Genomic DNA, 17,055 nt, shown 5'->3' on the forward strand with positions numbered 1-17,055 from the left:
GTCGCTGACAGACAAACGACAGGCCCCGCTGACCGGTGAGGTGCCTGCATACCGTGATCACGCCACCAGGGGACCTTTCCATGGCCGCCGACCGCTACCCGCACCTGCTTGCCCCGCTGGACCTGGGCTTCACCACCTTGCGCAACCGCACCCTGATGGGCTCGATGCACACCGGCCTCGAAGAGCGCCCCGGCGGCTTCGAGCGAATGGCGGCGTACTTTGCCGAGCGCGCCCGTGGTGGCGTTGGCCTGATGGTAACGGGCGGCATCGCGCCCAACGATGAAGGCGGGGTGTATTCCGGTGCGGCCAAGCTCAGCACCGAGGAGGAGGCCGACAAGCACCGTATCGTCACCGAAGCGGTACATGCCGCGGGTGGCAAGATCTGCTTGCAGATCCTGCATGCCGGGCGCTATGCCTACAGCCCACGGCAAGTGGCACCCAGTGCGATCCAGGCGCCGATCAACCCGTTCAAACCCAAAGAGCTGGATGAGGCGGGCATCGAGAAGCAGATCGCCGACTTCGTCAATTGCTCGGTGCTGGCTCAGCGTGCCGGTTACGACGGCGTCGAGATCATGGGTTCGGAAGGCTACTTCATCAACCAGTTCCTCGCTGCCCATACCAACCACCGTACCGACCGTTGGGGCGGTAGTTATGAAAACCGTATGCGCCTGGCGGTGGACATCGTCAGCCGGGTGCGTGGTGCGGTAGGGCCGAATTTCATCATCATCTTCCGCCTGTCGATGCTCGACCTGGTGGAAGGTGGCAGCACCTGGGACGAGATCGAGCTATTGGCCAAGGCCATCGAGCAGGCTGGCGCGACCTTGATCAACACCGGCATCGGCTGGCACGAAGCGCGTATCCCGACCATCGCCACCAAGGTGCCGCGTGCAGCCTTCAGCAAGGTCACCGCCAAGCTGCGTGGCGCGGTGAGCATTCCGCTGATCACCACCAATCGTATCAATACCCCGGAGGTGGCCGAGGCCGTATTGGCCGAGGGCGATGCCGACATGGTCTCGATGGCCCGGCCATTCCTGGCCGACCCGGATTTCGTCAACAAGGCGGCGGCCGGGCGTGCCGACGAGATCAACACCTGCATCGGTTGCAACCAGGCCTGCCTGGACCACACCTTTGGCGGCAAGCTGACCAGCTGCCTGGTCAACCCCCGTGCTTGCCACGAAACCGAGCTCAATTACCTGCCTGTACGGGCCGTGAAGCGCATTGCCGTGGTGGGGGCCGGCCCGGCGGGTCTGGCAGCGGCCACCGTGGCGGCTGAGCGTGGCCATTCGGTCACCCTGTTCGACGCTGCCAGCGAGATTGGCGGGCAGTTCAACGTCGCCAAGCGGGTGCCGGGCAAGGAGGAGTTCTTTGAAACCCTGCGCTACTTCCGCAACAAGGTGAAAAGCACGGGCGTGGACCTGCGCCTGGATACCCGTGTCGATGTGCAGGCATTGGTGGACGGTGGCTACGACGACATCATCCTGGCCACCGGCATTGCCCCACGTACCCCGGCCATTCCCGGTGTCGAACATGCCAAGGTGCTCAGCTATCTCGACGTATTGCTTGAGCGCAAGCCGGTGGGCCAGTCTGTTGCGGTGATTGGCGCGGGTGGTATCGGCTTCGATGTGTCCGAGTACCTGGTGCATCAGGGGGTGGCCACCAGCCAGGACCGTGAGGCGTTCTGGAGGGAATGGGGCATCGATACCCACCTGGAAGCACGCGGTGGTGTGGCCGGGGTCAAGGCCGAGCCGCATGCCCCGGCGCGGCAGGTGTACCTGTTGCAGCGCAAGAAGTCCAAGGTGGGTGATGGCCTGGGCAAGACTACCGGCTGGATTCACCGCACCGGGCTGAAGAACAAACGGGTGCAAATGCTCAATAGCGTTGAGTACCTGGGTATCGACGATGCCGGCCTGCACATTCGTGTGGCGGATGGCGAGCCGCAGGTGTTGCCGGTGGACAACGTGGTCATCTGCGCCGGGCAGGATCCGCTGCGTGAATTGCAGGACGGGCTGGTGGCGGCAGGGCAATCGGTACACCTGATTGGTGGTGCGGATGTGGCGGCTGAGCTGGATGCCAAGCGGGCGATCAACCAAGGCTCAAGGTTGGCGGCTGAACTCTGAGATTGCCGGGGCCGCTTTGCGGCCCTTTCGCGACACAAGGCCGCTCCTACAGGCCCACGTAATCTTTAGCCTTGCGCGGTCCCTGTAGGAGCGGCCTTGTGTCGCGAAAGGGGCGCGAAGCGCCCCCAGGATTTCCCTGTAAACTGCGATCCATGCATGTATTCGACCTCCCTCAAGCCCCCCTGCAACCCCTGAACCTGCCTTGGCTGGCAACTGCCAATGTCGAGGCAGCCATCCTGCGCCTGGACCTGATCGACCCACTGATCAGCGGCAACAAGTGGTTCAAGCTTCGCCATCACCTGCAGCAGGCCAGCGCCAGCAATGCCCCGGGCCTGATCAGCCTCGGCGGCAATCATTCCAACCACCTGCACGCCCTGGCCGCCGCCGGCAAGCGCTTCGGCTTCGCCACCGCCGGCCTGCTACGGGGTCACGCCCAGGACACACCCACTGTGCGTGACGTGAAGGCATTGGGCATGGAACTGCACTGGTTGGGCTATGGTGGCTACCGCGCGCGCAACGAACCCGACTTCTGGACCCCGTGGCAGGCCCGCTACCCCGGCTGGCACTGCATCCCTGAAGGCGGCGGCGGGCTGGCCGGCGCACAAGGTTGTGCCCTGATCATGGAGCAGGCGCGCTCACAAATCGCGGGACTGGGCTGGTCGGATTATGACGCCTGGTGGCTGGCTGCTGGCACCGGTACCACGTTGGCCGGCCTGGTACTGGCCGAGGCGGGCGCACATGCCGTACATGGCGCATTGGCCGTACCCCGGGACCACGGTGTGCCCGAGACGGTGGCAGCCTTGGCCGGCGGCCACGGCTACCAGCTTCACGACGCCTGCCGTGGCGGTTTCGGCAAGTTCGACGATGACCTGCTGGCCTTCATCGCCGAGTGCGAGCAACACAGCGGCGTACCGTTCGAAGCCCTGTACACCGGCAAGGCCCTGCTGGCCTTGCGTGAGCAGGTCGGTGCCGGGCTGTTCGCGCCCGGCACCCGCCTGATCGTCGTTCACACTGGTGGCCTGCAGGGCCGGCGCGGTTACTTGTAAGGCAGCATGCGCAGCAGCGTGTTGTCGCGCTGCACATAGTGGTGGTACAGCCCGGCCAGCGCGTGCAGGCCGATCAGCCAGTAACCCCAGCTGCCAACCCGTTCATGCCAGCCCTTGATGAACTTGGCCTGGTCCGGGTCCGGGCCGATCAGGTGGGGCAGCTCCAGGCCGAAGAACGGCACCGGTTTGTCGGCGGCGCTGAGGATCAGCCAGCCGGCCAGCGGCAGGCCGATCATCAGCAAGTACAGCGCCAGGTGCATCAGGTGCGCAAGCCCGGTTTGCCAGGCCGGCGGCTTGGGCACGATCGGTGGGGTCGGGCGGCTCAGGCGTACGGCCAGGCGCAGCCAGACCAGTACGAACACGCTGAGCCCGAGCATGAAGTGCAGGTCTTTCATCAGGTTGCGTTCAACGCTGTCTTTAGGGAACAGGCCGCGCAGTTCGATAAGGGCGTAGACAGCGGCCAGCAGCACCAGCATCAGCCAATGCAGGGCGATGGACAGGCGCGCGTAGTGGGTCGCGGGGGTGGATGAAACCATGATCGGTCCTCGTCATCAGGTCGGAATGGCGCTCTTGCTGGCGCTCAGGTATCACTTTAATGGCTACCGGGAACAAATCTTTGCGCTGGGTCTGTGAAAATTGTGTTGCCTGCTCCGGCCCTTTCGCGAGCGACTTCATTCTTCGGGGGGAAATGGCCAACTGTCAGCCACCAGAAACACCCGCTCCACCTCCTGCCAGGCACCATCAACCTCCTGCTCCAGCCTCACCAGCAACTGCGCCGGTGCCAGCCGCTCCAGCACATGCAACCACGCGGCAAACTGCTCCACCGCCCAGCATTCACCAGCCTCGACCCGCGCCGGTGCCAGCCAGGCATGCCGCTGCAATGGCTGCCAATGCTCACCCTCGGCCATGACCCAGTCCCGCCGCCGTACCCAGCGCCCACGCAAGTGCTGCGGGTTGGCGCCCGTCGGTGGCTCGGCATGCCCCGGCCATGGGTAGAACAGATAGCCCCCTAGCCATACATGGGCCTGTACCTGGCCAACCCCCAACCCGGTCAACAGCTCGCGGCTGTGGGCCCCGTTCGACATGGGCAACTGATGCCCCGCCAGGTGCGCAAGCTTGCTCCCCAGCCGGTCATGGCACCCAGGCCCCAGCCAGGCATGCGGGTCGTGCCCGGCGCCTTCCGGCCCCAGGTACAGCTTGATCGCCAGTTCCAGGTGGTGCACGCCGTCACGGTCGCGCAACACCATATCCAGTTCGCCCAGCGTGCGCCCGGCATCTCGGATCGCCAGGTTGGCTGCCAGCAGCTCGATGCCCGGCGCCTGGCCCAGGGCGAATTGCCACAGGCGTTCGTAGTAATGCCCCAGCCGCCGGCTGCCCAGCTTCGCCAGCCAGTCTTGCAATGGCCGGTCATCTTCATCCAGCGCGCGCAACCACTGTTCAAGGTGCTGCGGCTGCTGCGCCCACAGGCTGCCCGCCAGCGGGTGGCGCTGGGGGCAGGGCGGGGCGCTGAGCAGGGGCGGCGACAGCATGGCCCAGGCCAGGTCGCGCACGGCAGGGCGGCGCAGTTGCCGGGGCAGGTCGTGGAGCAGGGCGAATGGCATCATCCAGCGAGCATAGCCGGTTTGCCGCTACCCGGTGGTTTCGCCCATAATCGGCCCATCGTCACCCGCCGCAGAGCCTCGCAGGAGCCCCATGGAGCAATTTCGCAATATCGGTATCATCGGTCGCCTTGGCAGCTCGCAGGTGCTCGACACCATTCGCCGACTGAAAAAATTCCTCCTCGAGCGCCACCTGCATGTGATCCTCGAGGACACCATCGCCGAAGTGCTGCCCGGCCATGGCCTGCAAACCTCCACCCGCAAGCTGCTGGGCGAAGTCTGCGACCTGGTCATCGTGGTCGGCGGCGACGGCAGCCTGCTGGGCGCTGCCCGCGCCCTGGCCCGTCACAACATTCCGGTGCTGGGCATCAACCGTGGCAACCTGGGCTTCCTCACCGACATCCGCCCCGACGAACTGGAAGAAAAAGTCGCCGAGGTGCTCGACGGCCACTACCTGGTGGAAAACCGCTTCCTGCTGCAGGCCGAAGTGCGCCGCCACCACGAAGCCATTGGCCAGGGCGATGCGCTGAACGATGTGGTGCTGCACCCGGGCAAGTCCACGCGCATGATCGAGTTCGAGATCTACATCGACGGCCAGTTCGTCTGCAGCCAGAAGGCCGACGGCCTGATCGTCGCCACCCCCACCGGCTCCACCGCCTATGCGCTGTCGGCCGGCGGCCCGATCATGCACCCCAAGCTGGACGCCATCGTCATCGTGCCGATGTACCCGCACACCCTGTCGGGCCGGCCGATCGTGGTCGATGGCAACAGCGAGCTGAAGATCGTGGTGTCGAAGGATCTGCAGATCTACCCACAAGTATCCTGTGACGGCCAGAACCACTTCACCTGCGCCCCCGGCGACACCATCACGGTCAGCAAGAAGCCGCAGAAGCTGCGCCTGATCCACCCGCTGGACCACAACTACTACGAGGTCTGCCGCACCAAGCTCGGTTGGGGCAGCCGCCTGGGGAGCAGGGACGACTGATGTTCGATCCGGCGCGAAGTTTCGACATCATCGGTGATGTGCACGGTTGTGCGCTGACCCTTGAACGCCTGCTCGACGCCCTCGGTTACAAGCGCGTGGCCGGCGTGTGGCGCCACCCGCGGCGCATGGCGCTGTTCCTGGGCGATATCGTCGACCGTGGGCCACGCATCCGCGAGGCGCTGCATATCGTCCACGACATGGTCGAGGCCGGCCAGGCGTTGTGCATCATGGGCAACCACGAGTACAACGCCCTGGGCTGGGTTACCCCGGCGCTGCCTGGCAGTGGCAAGGCCTACGTGCGCGAGCACACGCCACGCCACGCCCGGCTGATCGACGAAACCCTGACCCAGTTCGCCCACCACCCCGGCGACTGGCACGACTTCGTCAACTGGTTCTACCAGATGCCGCTGTTCGTCGACGCCGGGCGCTTCCGCCTGGTGCACGCCTGCTGGGACCCGCGACTCATCGAGCCGTTGCGCCAGCAGTACCCCGACGGGCGCATCGATGAACACTTCATCCAGGCCTCGGCGGTGAGCAACAGCTTTGCCGCTACCGTGTGCAACCGCCTGTTGCGCGGCACTGACATGCGCCTGCCGGACGGCCTGACCCTGACGGGCGGCGATGGCCTGACTCGCGCCTTCTTCCGCACCAAGTTCTGGGAAGAAGACCCGCAAACCTACGGTGACATCGTGTTCCAGCCTGATGCCCTGCCCGAAGAGGTGGCCAGCACCCCGCTCAGCCACAGCCAGAAGAACGCCTTGTTGCGCTACGACGAAGACGAGCCTCTGCTGTTCGTCGGCCACTACTGGCGCAGCGGCCGCCCGGCGCCGATCCGCGCCAACCTGGCCTGCCTGGACTACAGCGCCGTGCTCTACGGCAAGCTGGTCGCCTACCGGCTGGATGATGAAACCCGCATCGACCCGCACAAGTTCGTCTGGGTCGACGTCGACCGCCCACAGGCCAACCAATGAACATTATCGAAGTGATGCGCCTGCCGCTGTCGGTCGACCTCAGCGGCTTCGTCCACCTGTTGCAGCGCCTGCAGGTGCCGCATCGGGTGAGCGAGGAGGGCGATGCCCAGGTGCTCTGGGCCCCCGACACCCTCGCCGAAAACGTCCGCGAGCTCTATCAACGCTACCCCAACGGCAACGCCGATATCCCGGCGAATGATGACCCGGTAGGAGCGGGTTTACCCGCGAAAGGGCCCTCCCTGACAGAACAGGCCCGCGCCTGCAAAATCACCACCTTTACTTTGCTGCTGTGCTTCATCGTCGCCGGCCTCACCAGCCTGGGCGACAACTTCACCACCATCAGCTGGTTCACCTTCCTCGATTTCCGCGTCCAGGGCGACTACCTGTACTTCAGCCCGCTGGCGCAAACCCTGGACGCAGGCCAGTGGTGGCGCCTGGTCTCGCCCATGCTGCTGCATTTCGGTGTACTGCACCTGGCCATGAACAGCCTGTGGTACTGGGAGCTGGGCAAACGCATCGAACTGCGCCAAGGCCCCTGGATGCTGCTGGGCCTGACCCTGCTGTTCAGCCTGGTGTCCAACCTGGCCCAGCACTACACCAGTGGGCCGAGCCTGTTCGGTGGCCTGTCCGGCGTGCTGTATGGCCTGCTCGGGCATGTGTGGCTGTTCCAGTGGTTGGCGCCCAACCGTTACTTCAACCTGCCCAAGGGCGTGCTGGTGATGATGCTGATCTGGCTGGTGGTATGCCTCACCGGCGTGGTCGGCACCCTGGGCCTTGGCCAGATCGCCAACGCCGCCCACGTGGGCGGGCTGCTCATCGGATGCCTGACCGGGCTCTTGGGCGGGGCGCTGGCCCGGCGTAAACTGTCGGCTTGAATCAGGAGACACTATGTCCACTTTCGCGCAAATGATCGAAAACATTACCCCGGAAATCTACGAGAGCCTGAAACTGGCCGTGGAAATCGGCAAATGGTCGGATGGCCGCAAGCTCACCGCCGAGCAGAAAGAGCTGTCGCTGCAGGCCGTTATCGCCTGGGAGATCAAGAACCTGCCTGAAGACCAGCGCACCGGCTACATGGGCCCGCAGGAGTGTGCGTCCAAGTCCGCGCCGATCGCCAACATTCTGTTCAAGTCGGACTCGGTACATTGATCGAACTCGCTCGTGGCTCGTTGAGCAAAATGGCGGTAAGCCTGCAGGCACCGGTGGTGCAGTACAGCTTCCGCCTGGATGACACGCAGGTGCCGGTCAACCCGCTGATCGGCCAGCGCCTGCGCCTGGAGTACCTTGGCGCCATTCATTGCAGCCATTGCGGCAAACGCACCAAGACCAGCTTCAGCCAGGGTTACTGCTACCCGTGCATGACCAAGCTGGCCCAGTGCGACGTGTGCATCATGGCCCCGGAAAAATGCCACTACGACGCCGGCACCTGCCGTGAGCCGTCGTGGGGCGAACAGTTCTGCATGACCGACCACGTGGTCTACCTGGCCAACTCGTCGGGGATCAAGGTCGGTATCACCCGCGCCACCCAGCTGCCTACCCGCTGGCTCGACCAGGGCGCCAGCCAGGCCCTGCCGATCATGCGCGTGGCCACCCGCCAGCAGTCCGGCCTGGTCGAAGACGTGCTGCGCAGCCAGGTGCCGGACCGTACCAACTGGCGTGCGCTGCTCAAGGGCGACGCCGAGGTGCTCGACCTGCCGGCCATTCGTGACCAGATTTTCGACGCCTGTGCCGACGGTTTGAGCGCGCTGCAAGCGCGTTTCGGCTTGCAGGCGATTCAACCGCTGCCCGACGCCGAAGTGGTACAGATGAATTACCCGGTCGAGGCCTACCCGAAAAAGATCGTCAGCTTCAACCTCGACAAAGACCCGGTGGCCGAAGGCACGCTACTGGGTATCAAGGGCCAGTACCTGATCTTCGATACCGGTGTGATCAATATTCGCAAGTACACGGCCTACCAGCTGGCCGTGCTCCAGTAAAAGGACCTCTACATGCGTACCGAACAACCGCAAGTGATCTACCTGAAGGATTACCAGGCGCCCGAGTACCTGATCGACGAGACGCACCTGACCTTCGAGCTGTTCGAGGACCACACCCTGGTTCACGCGCAACTGGTGATGCGCCGCAACCCGGCGCGCGGTGCCGGGCTGCCGCCACTGGTGCTCGATGGCCAGCAACTGGAGTTGCTGCGCGCTTCGCTGGATGACCAGGAACTGCACGCGGCTGACTATCAGCTGGACGTCGACAGCCTGACCGTGCACCCCAAGGCCGAGCGCTTCACCCTCGACACCAGTGTGAAGATCCACCCCGAAAGCAACACCGCGCTGGAAGGCCTGTACAAGTCGGGCAAGATGTTCTGCACCCAGTGCGAGGCCGAGGGCTTCCGCAAGATCACCTACTACCTCGACCGCCCGGACGTCATGAGTACCTTCACCACCACGGTGATCGCCGAGCAGCATCGCTACCCGGTGCTGTTGTCCAACGGTAACCCGATCGGCAGCGGGCCGGCAGAAGATGGCCGCCACTGGGCGACCTGGGAAGACCCGTTCATGAAGCCGGCCTACCTGTTCGCGCTGGTGGCCGGTGACCTCTGGTGCGTCGAGGACACCTTCACCCGCCAGTCTGGCCGGGATGTGACCCTGCGCATCTACGTCGAGCCCGAGAACATCGACAAGTGCGACCACGCCATGGTCAGCCTGAAGAAGTCCATGCGCTGGGACGAAGAAGTCTATGGCCGTGAGTACGACCTGGACATCTTCATGATTGTTGCGGTCAACGACTTCAACATGGGCGCCATGGAAAACAAGGGCCTGAACATTTTCAACTCCAGCTGTGTGCTGGCCCGTGCCGAAACCGCCACCGATGCCGCGCACCAGCGCGTCGAAGGCGTGGTTGCCCACGAGTATTTCCACAACTGGTCGGGTAACCGCGTCACTTGCCGTGACTGGTTCCAGCTGTCGTTGAAGGAAGGCTTCACGGTGTTCCGCGATGCCGAGTTCAGTGCCGACATGAACTCGCGCACGGTCAAGCGTATCGAAGACGTCGCCTACCTGCGGACCCACCAGTTCGCCGAAGACGCCGGCCCCATGGCCCACCCGGTGCGCCCGGACAGCTTCATCGAAATCTCCAACTTCTACACCCTGACCGTGTACGAGAAGGGCGCCGAAGTGGTGCGCATGGTCCGCACCCTGCTGGGCGCCGAAGGTTTCCGCAAGGGCAGCGACCTGTACTTCGAACGCCATGATGGCCAGGCGGTGACCACCGACGACTTCATCAAGGCCATGGAAGACGCCAACGGCGTCGACTTCAGCCAGTTCAAGCGCTGGTACAACCAGGCCGGCACCCCGCGCCTGGAGGTCAGCGAAGCCTATGACGCTGCCGCGCAGACCTACAGCCTGACCTTCCGCCAGAGCTGCCCGCAAACCCCGGACAAGGCCGAAAAACTGCCGTTCGTGATCCCGGTGGAGCTGGGCCTGCTGGACACCGAAGGCAATGACCTGCCGCTGCGCCTGGCCGGTGAAGCGGCTGCTGGCGGTACCAGCCGTGTGCTGTCGGTGATCGAGGCCGAGCAAACCTTCACCTTCCAGGGCATCCAGGCCAAGCCGCTGCCTTCGCTGCTGCGAGGCTTCAGCGCCCCGGTGAAGCTGAGCTTCCCGTATGACCGCGACCAGCTGATGTTCCTGATGCAGCACGACAGCGACGGCTTCAACCGCTGGGAGGCGGGCCAGCAACTGTCGGTGCAGGTGCTGCAAGAGCTGATTGGCCAGCACCAGCGTGGTGAAGCGCTCAAGCTCGACCAGCGACTGATCACCGCCCTGGGCACCGTGTTGGGCAACGAAGCGCTGGACCCGGCCATGGTGGCCGAAATGCTTTCGCTGCCGGGTGAGGCCTACCTCACTGAAATCAGCCAGGTGGCCGACGTTGACGCCATCCACGGCGCTCGCGAATTCGCCCGCCAGCAGATCGCCGAACAGCTGTTCGACGCCCTGTGGGCGCGCTACCAGGCCAACCGTGAAGTGTCGCGCAGCACCGCTTACGTGGCCTCTGCCGAACACTTTGCCCGCCGCAGCCTGCAGAACATTGCCCTGTCGTACCTGATGCAGAGCGGCAAGCCGCAAGTGCTGGAAGCGACCCTGGAGCAGTTTGACCAGTGCGACAACATGACCGAGCGCCTGACGGCGTTGGCGGTGCTGGTCAACTCGCCGTTCGAGGCTGAACGCGCCAAGGCGCTGGACACCTTTGCCGAGCACTTCAAGGACAACCCGCTGGTCATGGACCAGTGGTTCAGCGTGCAGGCGGCCAGCGCGCTGCCGGGCGGGCTGGCGCGGGTCAAGGCGCTGATGCAGCACCCGGCGTTCACCCTGAAGAACCCGAACAAGGTCCGTGCGCTGGTGGGTGCTTTTGCCGGGCAGAACCTGGTCAACTTCCATGCGGCGGATGGTTCGGGCTATCGCTTCCTGGCGGACCTGGTGATCGAGCTGAATGCGCTGAACCCGCAAATTGCCTCGCGCCAGCTGGCGCCGCTGACCCGCTGGCGCAAGTATGATGACGCGCGTCAGGCCCTGATGAAGGGTGAGCTGGAGCGGATTCTGGCTTCCGGTGAGCTGTCCAGTGATGTGTATGAAGTGGTGAGCAAGAGCCTGGCGTAAGCCTGGTAGATCTTGGGGCTGCTGTGCAGCCCATCGCGACACAAGGCCGCTCCTACAGGGGGTATGCGATTCCCTGTAGGAGCGGCCTTGTGTCGCGATGGGCCGCACAGCGGCCCCGGCTTTTTAAAGCCGACAACAAAACATAACACCCCGCCCGTTGTAATCCCGCAAACATCCCCGCTACGATCCCCTCAAGCTATTGCAGGCCTCTAGATCAGGCTTTTCGCAGTGCCTGCAGTGCATTGACCCACCAAGAAGAACACAACAGGGGGCAGTCATGAGGGAACAGCTACAGGCGCCAGCCAGGCGCGGTGCCTGGCCATGGGCAGCCAGCGCAGTGCTGGCACTGGCATTGGGGGGGTGGGCCGACAGCGCCCAGGCCGCCGCCGCCGACGAATACTCCACTGAATCTGCCAAGGCCAGCCAAAGCCTGTTGATCGGCGCCACCCATGCCGGCAAACGCCTGGTGGTGGTGGGCGATCGGGGTCACATCCTGTTCTCCGACGACCAGGGCAGCACCTGGACCCAGGCCCGCGTGCCCACCCGGCAACTGCTCACCGCCGTGTTCTTCCTCGACGACAAACGCGGCTGGGCCGTCGGCCACGATTCGCAAATCCTCGCCAGCAACGACGGCGGCGCCACCTGGACCAAGCAGTTCGAAGACCTCGCCCGCGAAGCACCCTTGCTCGATATCGCCTTCCTTGACGCCCAGCACGGCTTTGCCGTGGGGGCCTACGGCGCCTTGCTGGAAACCACCGACGGCGGTCAGCACTGGCAGGACGTGGCCGAGCGCCTGGACAACCCCGACCAGCTTCACCTGAACGGCATTACCCGAGTGCGTGACGCCGGCCTGTTCATCGTGGGCGAGCAGGGCGGCATGTTCCGCTCCGCCGACAACGGCCAGACCTGGGCCAAGGTCGAAGGCCCCTACGAGGGCTCGCTGTTCGGTGTGATCGGCACTGCCCAACCCCACACCCTGCTGGCCTACGGCCTGCGCGGCAACCTGTTCCGTTCCACCGACTTTGGTGACAGCTGGCAGCCGATCGAACTCAAGGCTGCGCGCGGCAACCTCGAATTCGGCCTGGCAAGCGCTACGCTTCTCGATGATGGCACCTTGGTGCTGGTCGGCAACGGCGGCAGCGTGCTGCGCAGTACCGATGGCGGCCAGGCCTTCAGCGTGTACAACCGTGCCGACCGTATCGCCCTGGCCGGCGTCAGCGGCCTGGCCAACGGTGGCCTGCTGCTGGTAGGGCAGGGTGGTGTACACCTGGCGGATGCCCAAGGGGCCGAGGGGGCAAGCCGATGACCAGCAGGGAGAGCATTACCATGCACCCGCACCACCAGGACAAGGCCACGCTGCTCGAACGCCTGATCTTCAACAACCGCCCCGTGGTCATCGCCCTGTGCGTCCTGGTGAGCATTTTCCTGTTCTGGCAGGCCACGCAGATTCGCCCCTCCACCAGCTTCGAGAAGATGATCCCGCTGCAACACCCGTTCATCGAGCAGATGATGGAGCACCGCAACGACCTGGCCAACCTCGGCAACACCGTGCGCATCTCGGTGGAGGCGGTCAATGGCGACATCTTCGACAAGGACTACATGGAGACCCTGCGCCAGATCCATGACGAGGTGTTCTACATCCCGGGTGTCGACCGTGCCGGGCTCAAGTCGCTGTGGAGCCCCAGCGTGCGCTGGAGTGAGGTCACCGAAGAGGGCTTTTCCGGTGGCGAGGTAATCCCCAACACCTACAACGGTTCGCAGGACAGCCTCGACACCCTGCGCGACAACGTGCTCAAGTCGGGCCAGGTAGGGCGGCTGGTGGGCAACAACTTCAAGTCCAGCATCGTCGATGTGCCGCTGCTGGAGAGCTACCCCGACCCGCAAGACCCGGGCAAGCAGGTGAAGCTGGACTACCAGCAGTTCTCGCACCTGCTGGAAGAAAAGATCCGTGACAAGTTCCAGGCCCAGAACCCCAACGTGAAGGTACACATCGTCGGCTTCGCCAAGAAGGTTGGCGACCTGATCGACGGCCTGGTGATGGTGGCAATGTTCTTCGGCGTTGCTCTGGCGATCACCTGGGTGCTGTTGTACTGGTTCACCTGGTGCATCCGCAGCACCATCGCCGTGCTTATCACCACCCTGGTGGCGGTGGTGTGGCAGCTGGGGCTGATGCATGCGGTGGGCTTTGGCCTGGACCCGTACTCGATGCTGGTGCCGTTCCTGATCTTCGCCATCGGTATTTCCCACGGGGTGCAGAAGATCAACGGCATCGCCTTGCAGTCGAGTGACGCGGATAACGCCCTTACGGCGGCGCGTCGCACCTTCCGCCAGCTGTTCCTGCCGGGGATGATCGCCATCCTCGCCGACGCCGTAGGCTTCATCACCCTGCTGATCATCGACATTGGCGTGATCCGCGAGCTGGCCATCGGCGCTTCCATCGGCGTGGCAGTGATCGTGTTCACCAACCTGATCCTGCTGCCTGTAGCCATTTCCTACGTCGGTATCAGCAAGAAGGCCATCGAGCGCAGCAAGAAGGACGCTACCCGCGAGCACCCGTTCTGGCGCCTGCTGTCGAACTTCGCCAGTGCCAAAGTAGCGCCTGTGTCCGTGGTGCTGGCGCTGGTCGCCTTTGCCGGTGGCCTGTGGTACAGCCAGAACCTGAAAATCGGCGACCTCGACCAGGGCGCGCCAGAGCTGCGCCCCGATTCGCGCTACAACCAGGACAACAGCTTCATCATCAGCAACTACTCCACCAGCTCCGACGTGCTGGTGATCATGGTCAAGACCCCGCCGGAGCAGTGCTCGATCCACTCGACCATGGCACCGATCGACGAGCTGATGTGGACCATGCAGAGCACCCCGGGCGTGCAGTCGGCGATTTCCCTGGTGACCGTGTCCAAGCAGGTGATCAAGGGCATGAACGAGGGCAGCCTGAAATGGGAGACCCTGTCGCGTAACCCGGACATCCTCAACAACTCCATTGCCCGTGCCGACGGCCTGTACAACGGTGACTGCTCGCTGGCGCCGGTGCTGGTGTTCCTCAACGACCACAAGGCCGAAACCCTGGAACGGGTCACTGCCGTGGCCAAGGCGTTTGCCGACAGCCACAACAAGGAAGGCCTGCAGTTCCTGCTGGCGGCGGGTAACGCCGGGATCGAGGCGGCGACCAACGAAGTGATCAAGTCGGCCGAGCTGACCATCCTGATTCTGGTGTACATCTGCGTGGCGGTAATGTGCCTGATCACCTTCCGCTCGTTCGCCGCCACCCTGTGCATCGTGCTGCCGCTGGTGCTGACCTCGGTGCTGGGCAACGCGCTGATGGCCTACATGGGCATCGGGGTGAAAGTGGCGACCCTGCCGGTGGTGGCGCTGGGTGTGGGTATTGGCGTGGACTACGGCATCTACATCTACAGCCGCCTGGAAAGCTTCTTGCGGGCCGGGCTGCCGTTGCAGGAGGCCTATTACCAGACCCTGCGCTCGACCGGTAAAGCAGTGTTGTTCACCGGCTTGTGCCTGGCCATCGGCGTGTGCACCTGGATCTTCTCGGCGATCAAGTTCCAGGCCGACATGGGGTTGATGCTGACCTTCATGTTGCTGTGGAACATGTTTGGTGCGCTGTGGCTGTTGCCAGCGCTGGCGCGGTTCCTGATCAAGCCGGAGAAGATGGTGGGCAAGGAGGGTGGGTCGATTTTCGCCCATTGAATCGCAGGGGGCCGCTTTGCGGCCCATCGCGACACAAGGCCGCTCCTACAGGTGAACGCATATTGGCAGGCTGACGCGATCCCTTGTAGGAGCGGCCTTGTGTCGCGATGGGCTGCAAAGCAGCCCCAGGGTTATAATCCCGCCACATCCCTTACTGGTACCCCCATGTCCCCCCTCGCCACCGCCCTGCAAACCTGCGACATGCTCCTGATCGATGGCCTGCACGCCTTCGACTTCACCGCCGACGAATCCGGCCTCACCGTCGAATGCATGGACGGTCGCCAACTGCGCCGCTGGTCCTTCACTCCCGAGCAAGTCGCCGCCGCCATCGCGACGGGTGATGAATGGCAACTCAACGATGCCGATGGCGAGCATCGTCTAGTCTGTATGAGTGCCTTTCGTGCCCCGGACGACGACCAAGATGAACCGGATCTGGACGAGCCTGCTGACCGCTAGCCTGATGAGCCTGACCTTCCATGCCCACGCCGCTACCTTGCTGGTGGGCAGCTACACCGATGGCGCCAGCCAGGGCATTTACCGTTATCAGTTCGACGACAAGGCCGGCCATATCGACCCCACACCCCTGCAAGTGGTGAAAAGCGTCAGCCCTTCGTGGCTGGTGCTGTCGGCTGACCAGCGCCAGCTGTTCGCGGTAAATGAAACCCCGCAGGGGCATGCCAGCAGTTTCAGCATCAGCACCAAAGGCGAAATCAAACCACTTAACCAAGTGGCCAGCCAGGGCGACGAGCCAACCCACGCCAGCCTCAGCCGCGACCAGCGCTTCCTGTTCGTGGCCAATTACGCGGTCAAGCCCGACCCTGGTGGCAGCCTGGTGGTGATCCCGGTGGCCAAGGACGGCAAGCTCAAGCCCGTGGTGCAACAGGCCCGGCACAAGCCGAGCGGGGTCAACCCCGAGCGACAGGCTGGTGCCCATGTGCATTCGCTGGTGCTGTCGCCGGACGGCCGGCACCTGTATGCCAGCGACCTGGGTGCCGACAAGGTGTTCATCTACCGCTACGACGGCGCCAGCGCGGACCACCCGCTGACCCCGGCGATACCCGCGTCGGTGGCGTTACCGCCGGGCAGTGGGCCGCGTCACCTGCTGTTTGACGCCAAGGGCCTGCACGCCTATCTCACCCTGGAAATGAGTGCAGAGGTGGTGGTGTTCGATGTGCAGGATGGCAACCTGGTGGAACGCCAGCGCCTGCCACTGACTGAACACCACGAGGCAGCAGCGAAGGCGGCGGGTGCTTTGCACCTGTCGGCGGACGGGCGCTTCTTGTACGTGAGCAACCGTGGCACGGCCAACGAGATCGTGGCGTTCAGCGTGGGCAAGCAGGACGGCCAGCTGGCCTTCCTGCAGCGCCGCTCGGTGGAGGGCGATCACCCGCGTGAGTTTGCCCTGGACCCGAGTGACAACTTCCTGCTGGTGGCCAACCAGAAGAGCAACCAGATCGTGGTCATACGCCGCGATCCGCGCAGCGGCAAGCTGCTGGAGACGGTGCAGACGTTGAAACAGGATGCCCCATCGGACCTGAAGTTCATCGAGTGATATCGATCGGCGTGATAATCGATACTGCCGCAATGAATTTTTGCGTTCGGCCTCGGCGGCGTAAGTTTGACCCAAGGCCCAAACGGGCCACCGTCAAACCACCGCCGTCGAGGTCAGCCCAGATGAACTTCAATCTCTTCCCGGTCATTGCCGCATCCGCCATTTCCGCTTCGGTCGTACTGCCGGCCCATGCCCATGCCGACAGCAGCGGCAAGGCGTCCGCTACTCACAGCTACACCGAGCAGTACCTGCGCCAGAGCGCGAACTTCCATGCGGCCCTCAGCGGCAAGCACAACCACTGAGCTTTGCGCGGTCCCCTGTAGGAGCGGCCTTGTGTCGCGATAGGGCCGCAAGGCGGCCCCGGCTATCTCGGCTGTGATGCAGATATTTGGGGCCGCTGCGCGCCCCTATCGCGACACAAGGCCGCTCCTACAAGGG

Annotated in this window: 15 protein-coding genes; 13 read left to right on the forward strand and 2 right to left on the reverse strand. The window is 64.1% G+C overall.

Going from position 1 to position 17,055, the window contains the following annotated elements; all coding sequences use genetic code 11:
- Positions 1–80 precede the first annotated feature (80 nt).
- Positions 81–2,117, forward strand: a complete 2,037-nt coding sequence (locus tag QQ992_RS08035; protein ID WP_286112915.1) for an NADPH-dependent 2,4-dienoyl-CoA reductase — start codon at positions 81–83, stop codon at positions 2,115–2,117.
- 152 nt (positions 2,118–2,269) lie between these two features.
- Positions 2,270–3,163 (forward strand): 1-aminocyclopropane-1-carboxylate deaminase/D-cysteine desulfhydrase, encoded by an 894-nt coding sequence (locus QQ992_RS08040; protein WP_286112916.1) that lies wholly within the window; start codon positions 2,270–2,272, stop codon positions 3,161–3,163.
- Here the strand turns inward: QQ992_RS08040 and QQ992_RS08045 are convergent.
- The gene (locus QQ992_RS08045; protein WP_060498795.1) at positions 3,154–3,699 is read right to left on the reverse strand and encodes a cytochrome b; all 546 of its coding nucleotides are present in this window, start codon (positions 3,697–3,699) and stop codon (positions 3,154–3,156) included. The genes QQ992_RS08040 and QQ992_RS08045 overlap by 10 nt on opposite strands.
- Positions 3,700–3,834: 135 nt before the next feature.
- The gene (locus QQ992_RS08050) at positions 3,835–4,767 is read right to left on the reverse strand and encodes a DUF1853 family protein (RefSeq protein WP_286112918.1); all 933 of its coding nucleotides are present in this window, start codon (positions 4,765–4,767) and stop codon (positions 3,835–3,837) included.
- 88 nt (positions 4,768–4,855) lie between these two features.
- On the opposite strand from QQ992_RS08050, the gene QQ992_RS08055 reads away from it, so the two are divergent.
- The 11 genes from QQ992_RS08055 (at position 4,856) to QQ992_RS08105 (ending at position 16,919) form a co-directional block, all read left to right on the forward strand.
- Positions 4,856–5,746 carry an NAD(+) kinase gene (locus QQ992_RS08055; RefSeq protein WP_008090067.1) on the forward strand — a complete coding sequence of 297 codons (891 nt, stop codon included), beginning with the start codon at positions 4,856–4,858 and terminating at the stop codon, positions 5,744–5,746.
- Positions 5,746–6,717, forward strand: coding sequence for a metallophosphoesterase (locus QQ992_RS08060; RefSeq protein WP_105945315.1), 972 nt, complete (start codon positions 5,746–5,748; stop codon positions 6,715–6,717). Before QQ992_RS08055 ends, QQ992_RS08060 begins: the two co-directional genes overlap by 1 nt.
- The gene (locus QQ992_RS08065) at positions 6,714–7,592 is read left to right on the forward strand and encodes a rhomboid family intramembrane serine protease (protein ID WP_119370830.1); all 879 of its coding nucleotides are present in this window, start codon (positions 6,714–6,716) and stop codon (positions 7,590–7,592) included. The genes QQ992_RS08060 and QQ992_RS08065 overlap by 4 nt, the downstream gene beginning before the upstream one ends.
- A 13-nt stretch (positions 7,593–7,605) precedes the next feature.
- On the forward strand, positions 7,606–7,866 hold the full coding sequence (locus QQ992_RS08070) for a YeaC family protein (RefSeq protein ID WP_119370829.1): 261 nt from the start codon (positions 7,606–7,608) through the stop codon (positions 7,864–7,866).
- A complete protein-coding gene (locus QQ992_RS08075; protein WP_119370828.1) occupies positions 7,863–8,693 on the forward strand; it encodes a DUF2797 domain-containing protein in 831 nt (276 codons plus the stop codon). The genes QQ992_RS08070 and QQ992_RS08075 overlap by 4 nt, the downstream gene beginning before the upstream one ends.
- A gap of 12 nt (positions 8,694–8,705) precedes the next feature.
- Positions 8,706–11,363 (forward strand): aminopeptidase N, encoded by a 2,658-nt coding sequence (pepN, locus tag QQ992_RS08080; protein WP_286112923.1) that lies wholly within the window; start codon positions 8,706–8,708, stop codon positions 11,361–11,363.
- Between the two features lie 277 nt (positions 11,364–11,640).
- Positions 11,641–12,669, forward strand: coding sequence for a WD40/YVTN/BNR-like repeat-containing protein (locus QQ992_RS08085; protein ID WP_286112924.1), 1,029 nt, complete (start codon positions 11,641–11,643; stop codon positions 12,667–12,669).
- 20 nt (positions 12,670–12,689) lie between these two features.
- Positions 12,690–15,065, forward strand: coding sequence for an efflux RND transporter permease subunit (locus QQ992_RS08090; RefSeq protein WP_286112926.1), 2,376 nt, complete (start codon positions 12,690–12,692; stop codon positions 15,063–15,065).
- A gap of 165 nt (positions 15,066–15,230) precedes the next feature.
- Positions 15,231–15,521, forward strand: coding sequence for a DUF5629 family protein (locus QQ992_RS08095; protein ID WP_016714876.1), 291 nt, complete (start codon positions 15,231–15,233; stop codon positions 15,519–15,521).
- A complete protein-coding gene (locus QQ992_RS08100; RefSeq protein WP_286112929.1) occupies positions 15,487–16,617 on the forward strand; it encodes a lactonase family protein in 1,131 nt (376 codons plus the stop codon). Before QQ992_RS08095 ends, QQ992_RS08100 begins: the two co-directional genes overlap by 35 nt.
- Before the next feature lie 122 nt (positions 16,618–16,739).
- The gene (locus QQ992_RS08105; RefSeq protein ID WP_012271225.1) at positions 16,740–16,919 is read left to right on the forward strand and encodes a hypothetical protein; all 180 of its coding nucleotides are present in this window, start codon (positions 16,740–16,742) and stop codon (positions 16,917–16,919) included.
- Positions 16,920–17,055 lie beyond the last annotated feature (136 nt).

Source organism: Pseudomonas kurunegalensis, assembly GCF_030291635.1.
Classification (GTDB): Bacteria; Pseudomonadota; Gammaproteobacteria; order Pseudomonadales; family Pseudomonadaceae; genus Aquipseudomonas; species Aquipseudomonas monteilii.

Coding starts and splice junctions, on each gene's coding strand:
- QQ992_RS08035 (WP_286112915.1), top strand. CDS start 81: ATGGCCGCCGACCGCTACCCGCACCTGCTTGCCCCGCTGGACCTGGGC.
- QQ992_RS08040 (WP_286112916.1), top strand. CDS start 2,270: ATGCATGTATTCGACCTCCCTCAAGCCCCCCTGCAACCCCTGAACCTG.
- QQ992_RS08045 (WP_060498795.1), bottom strand. CDS start 3,699: ATGGTTTCATCCACCCCCGCGACCCACTACGCGCGCCTGTCCATCGCC.
- QQ992_RS08050 (WP_286112918.1), bottom strand. CDS start 4,767: ATGATGCCATTCGCCCTGCTCCACGACCTGCCCCGGCAACTGCGCCGC.
- QQ992_RS08055 (WP_008090067.1), top strand. CDS start 4,856: ATGGAGCAATTTCGCAATATCGGTATCATCGGTCGCCTTGGCAGCTCG.
- QQ992_RS08060 (WP_105945315.1), top strand. CDS start 5,746: ATGTTCGATCCGGCGCGAAGTTTCGACATCATCGGTGATGTGCACGGT.
- QQ992_RS08065 (WP_119370830.1), top strand. CDS start 6,714: ATGAACATTATCGAAGTGATGCGCCTGCCGCTGTCGGTCGACCTCAGC.
- QQ992_RS08070 (WP_119370829.1), top strand. CDS start 7,606: ATGTCCACTTTCGCGCAAATGATCGAAAACATTACCCCGGAAATCTAC.
- pepN (WP_286112923.1), top strand. CDS start 8,706: ATGCGTACCGAACAACCGCAAGTGATCTACCTGAAGGATTACCAGGCG.
- QQ992_RS08085 (WP_286112924.1), top strand. CDS start 11,641: ATGAGGGAACAGCTACAGGCGCCAGCCAGGCGCGGTGCCTGGCCATGG.
- QQ992_RS08090 (WP_286112926.1), top strand. CDS start 12,690: ATGCACCCGCACCACCAGGACAAGGCCACGCTGCTCGAACGCCTGATC.
- QQ992_RS08095 (WP_016714876.1), top strand. CDS start 15,231: ATGTCCCCCCTCGCCACCGCCCTGCAAACCTGCGACATGCTCCTGATC.
- QQ992_RS08100 (WP_286112929.1), top strand. CDS start 15,487: ATGAACCGGATCTGGACGAGCCTGCTGACCGCTAGCCTGATGAGCCTG.
- QQ992_RS08105 (WP_012271225.1), top strand. CDS start 16,740: ATGAACTTCAATCTCTTCCCGGTCATTGCCGCATCCGCCATTTCCGCT.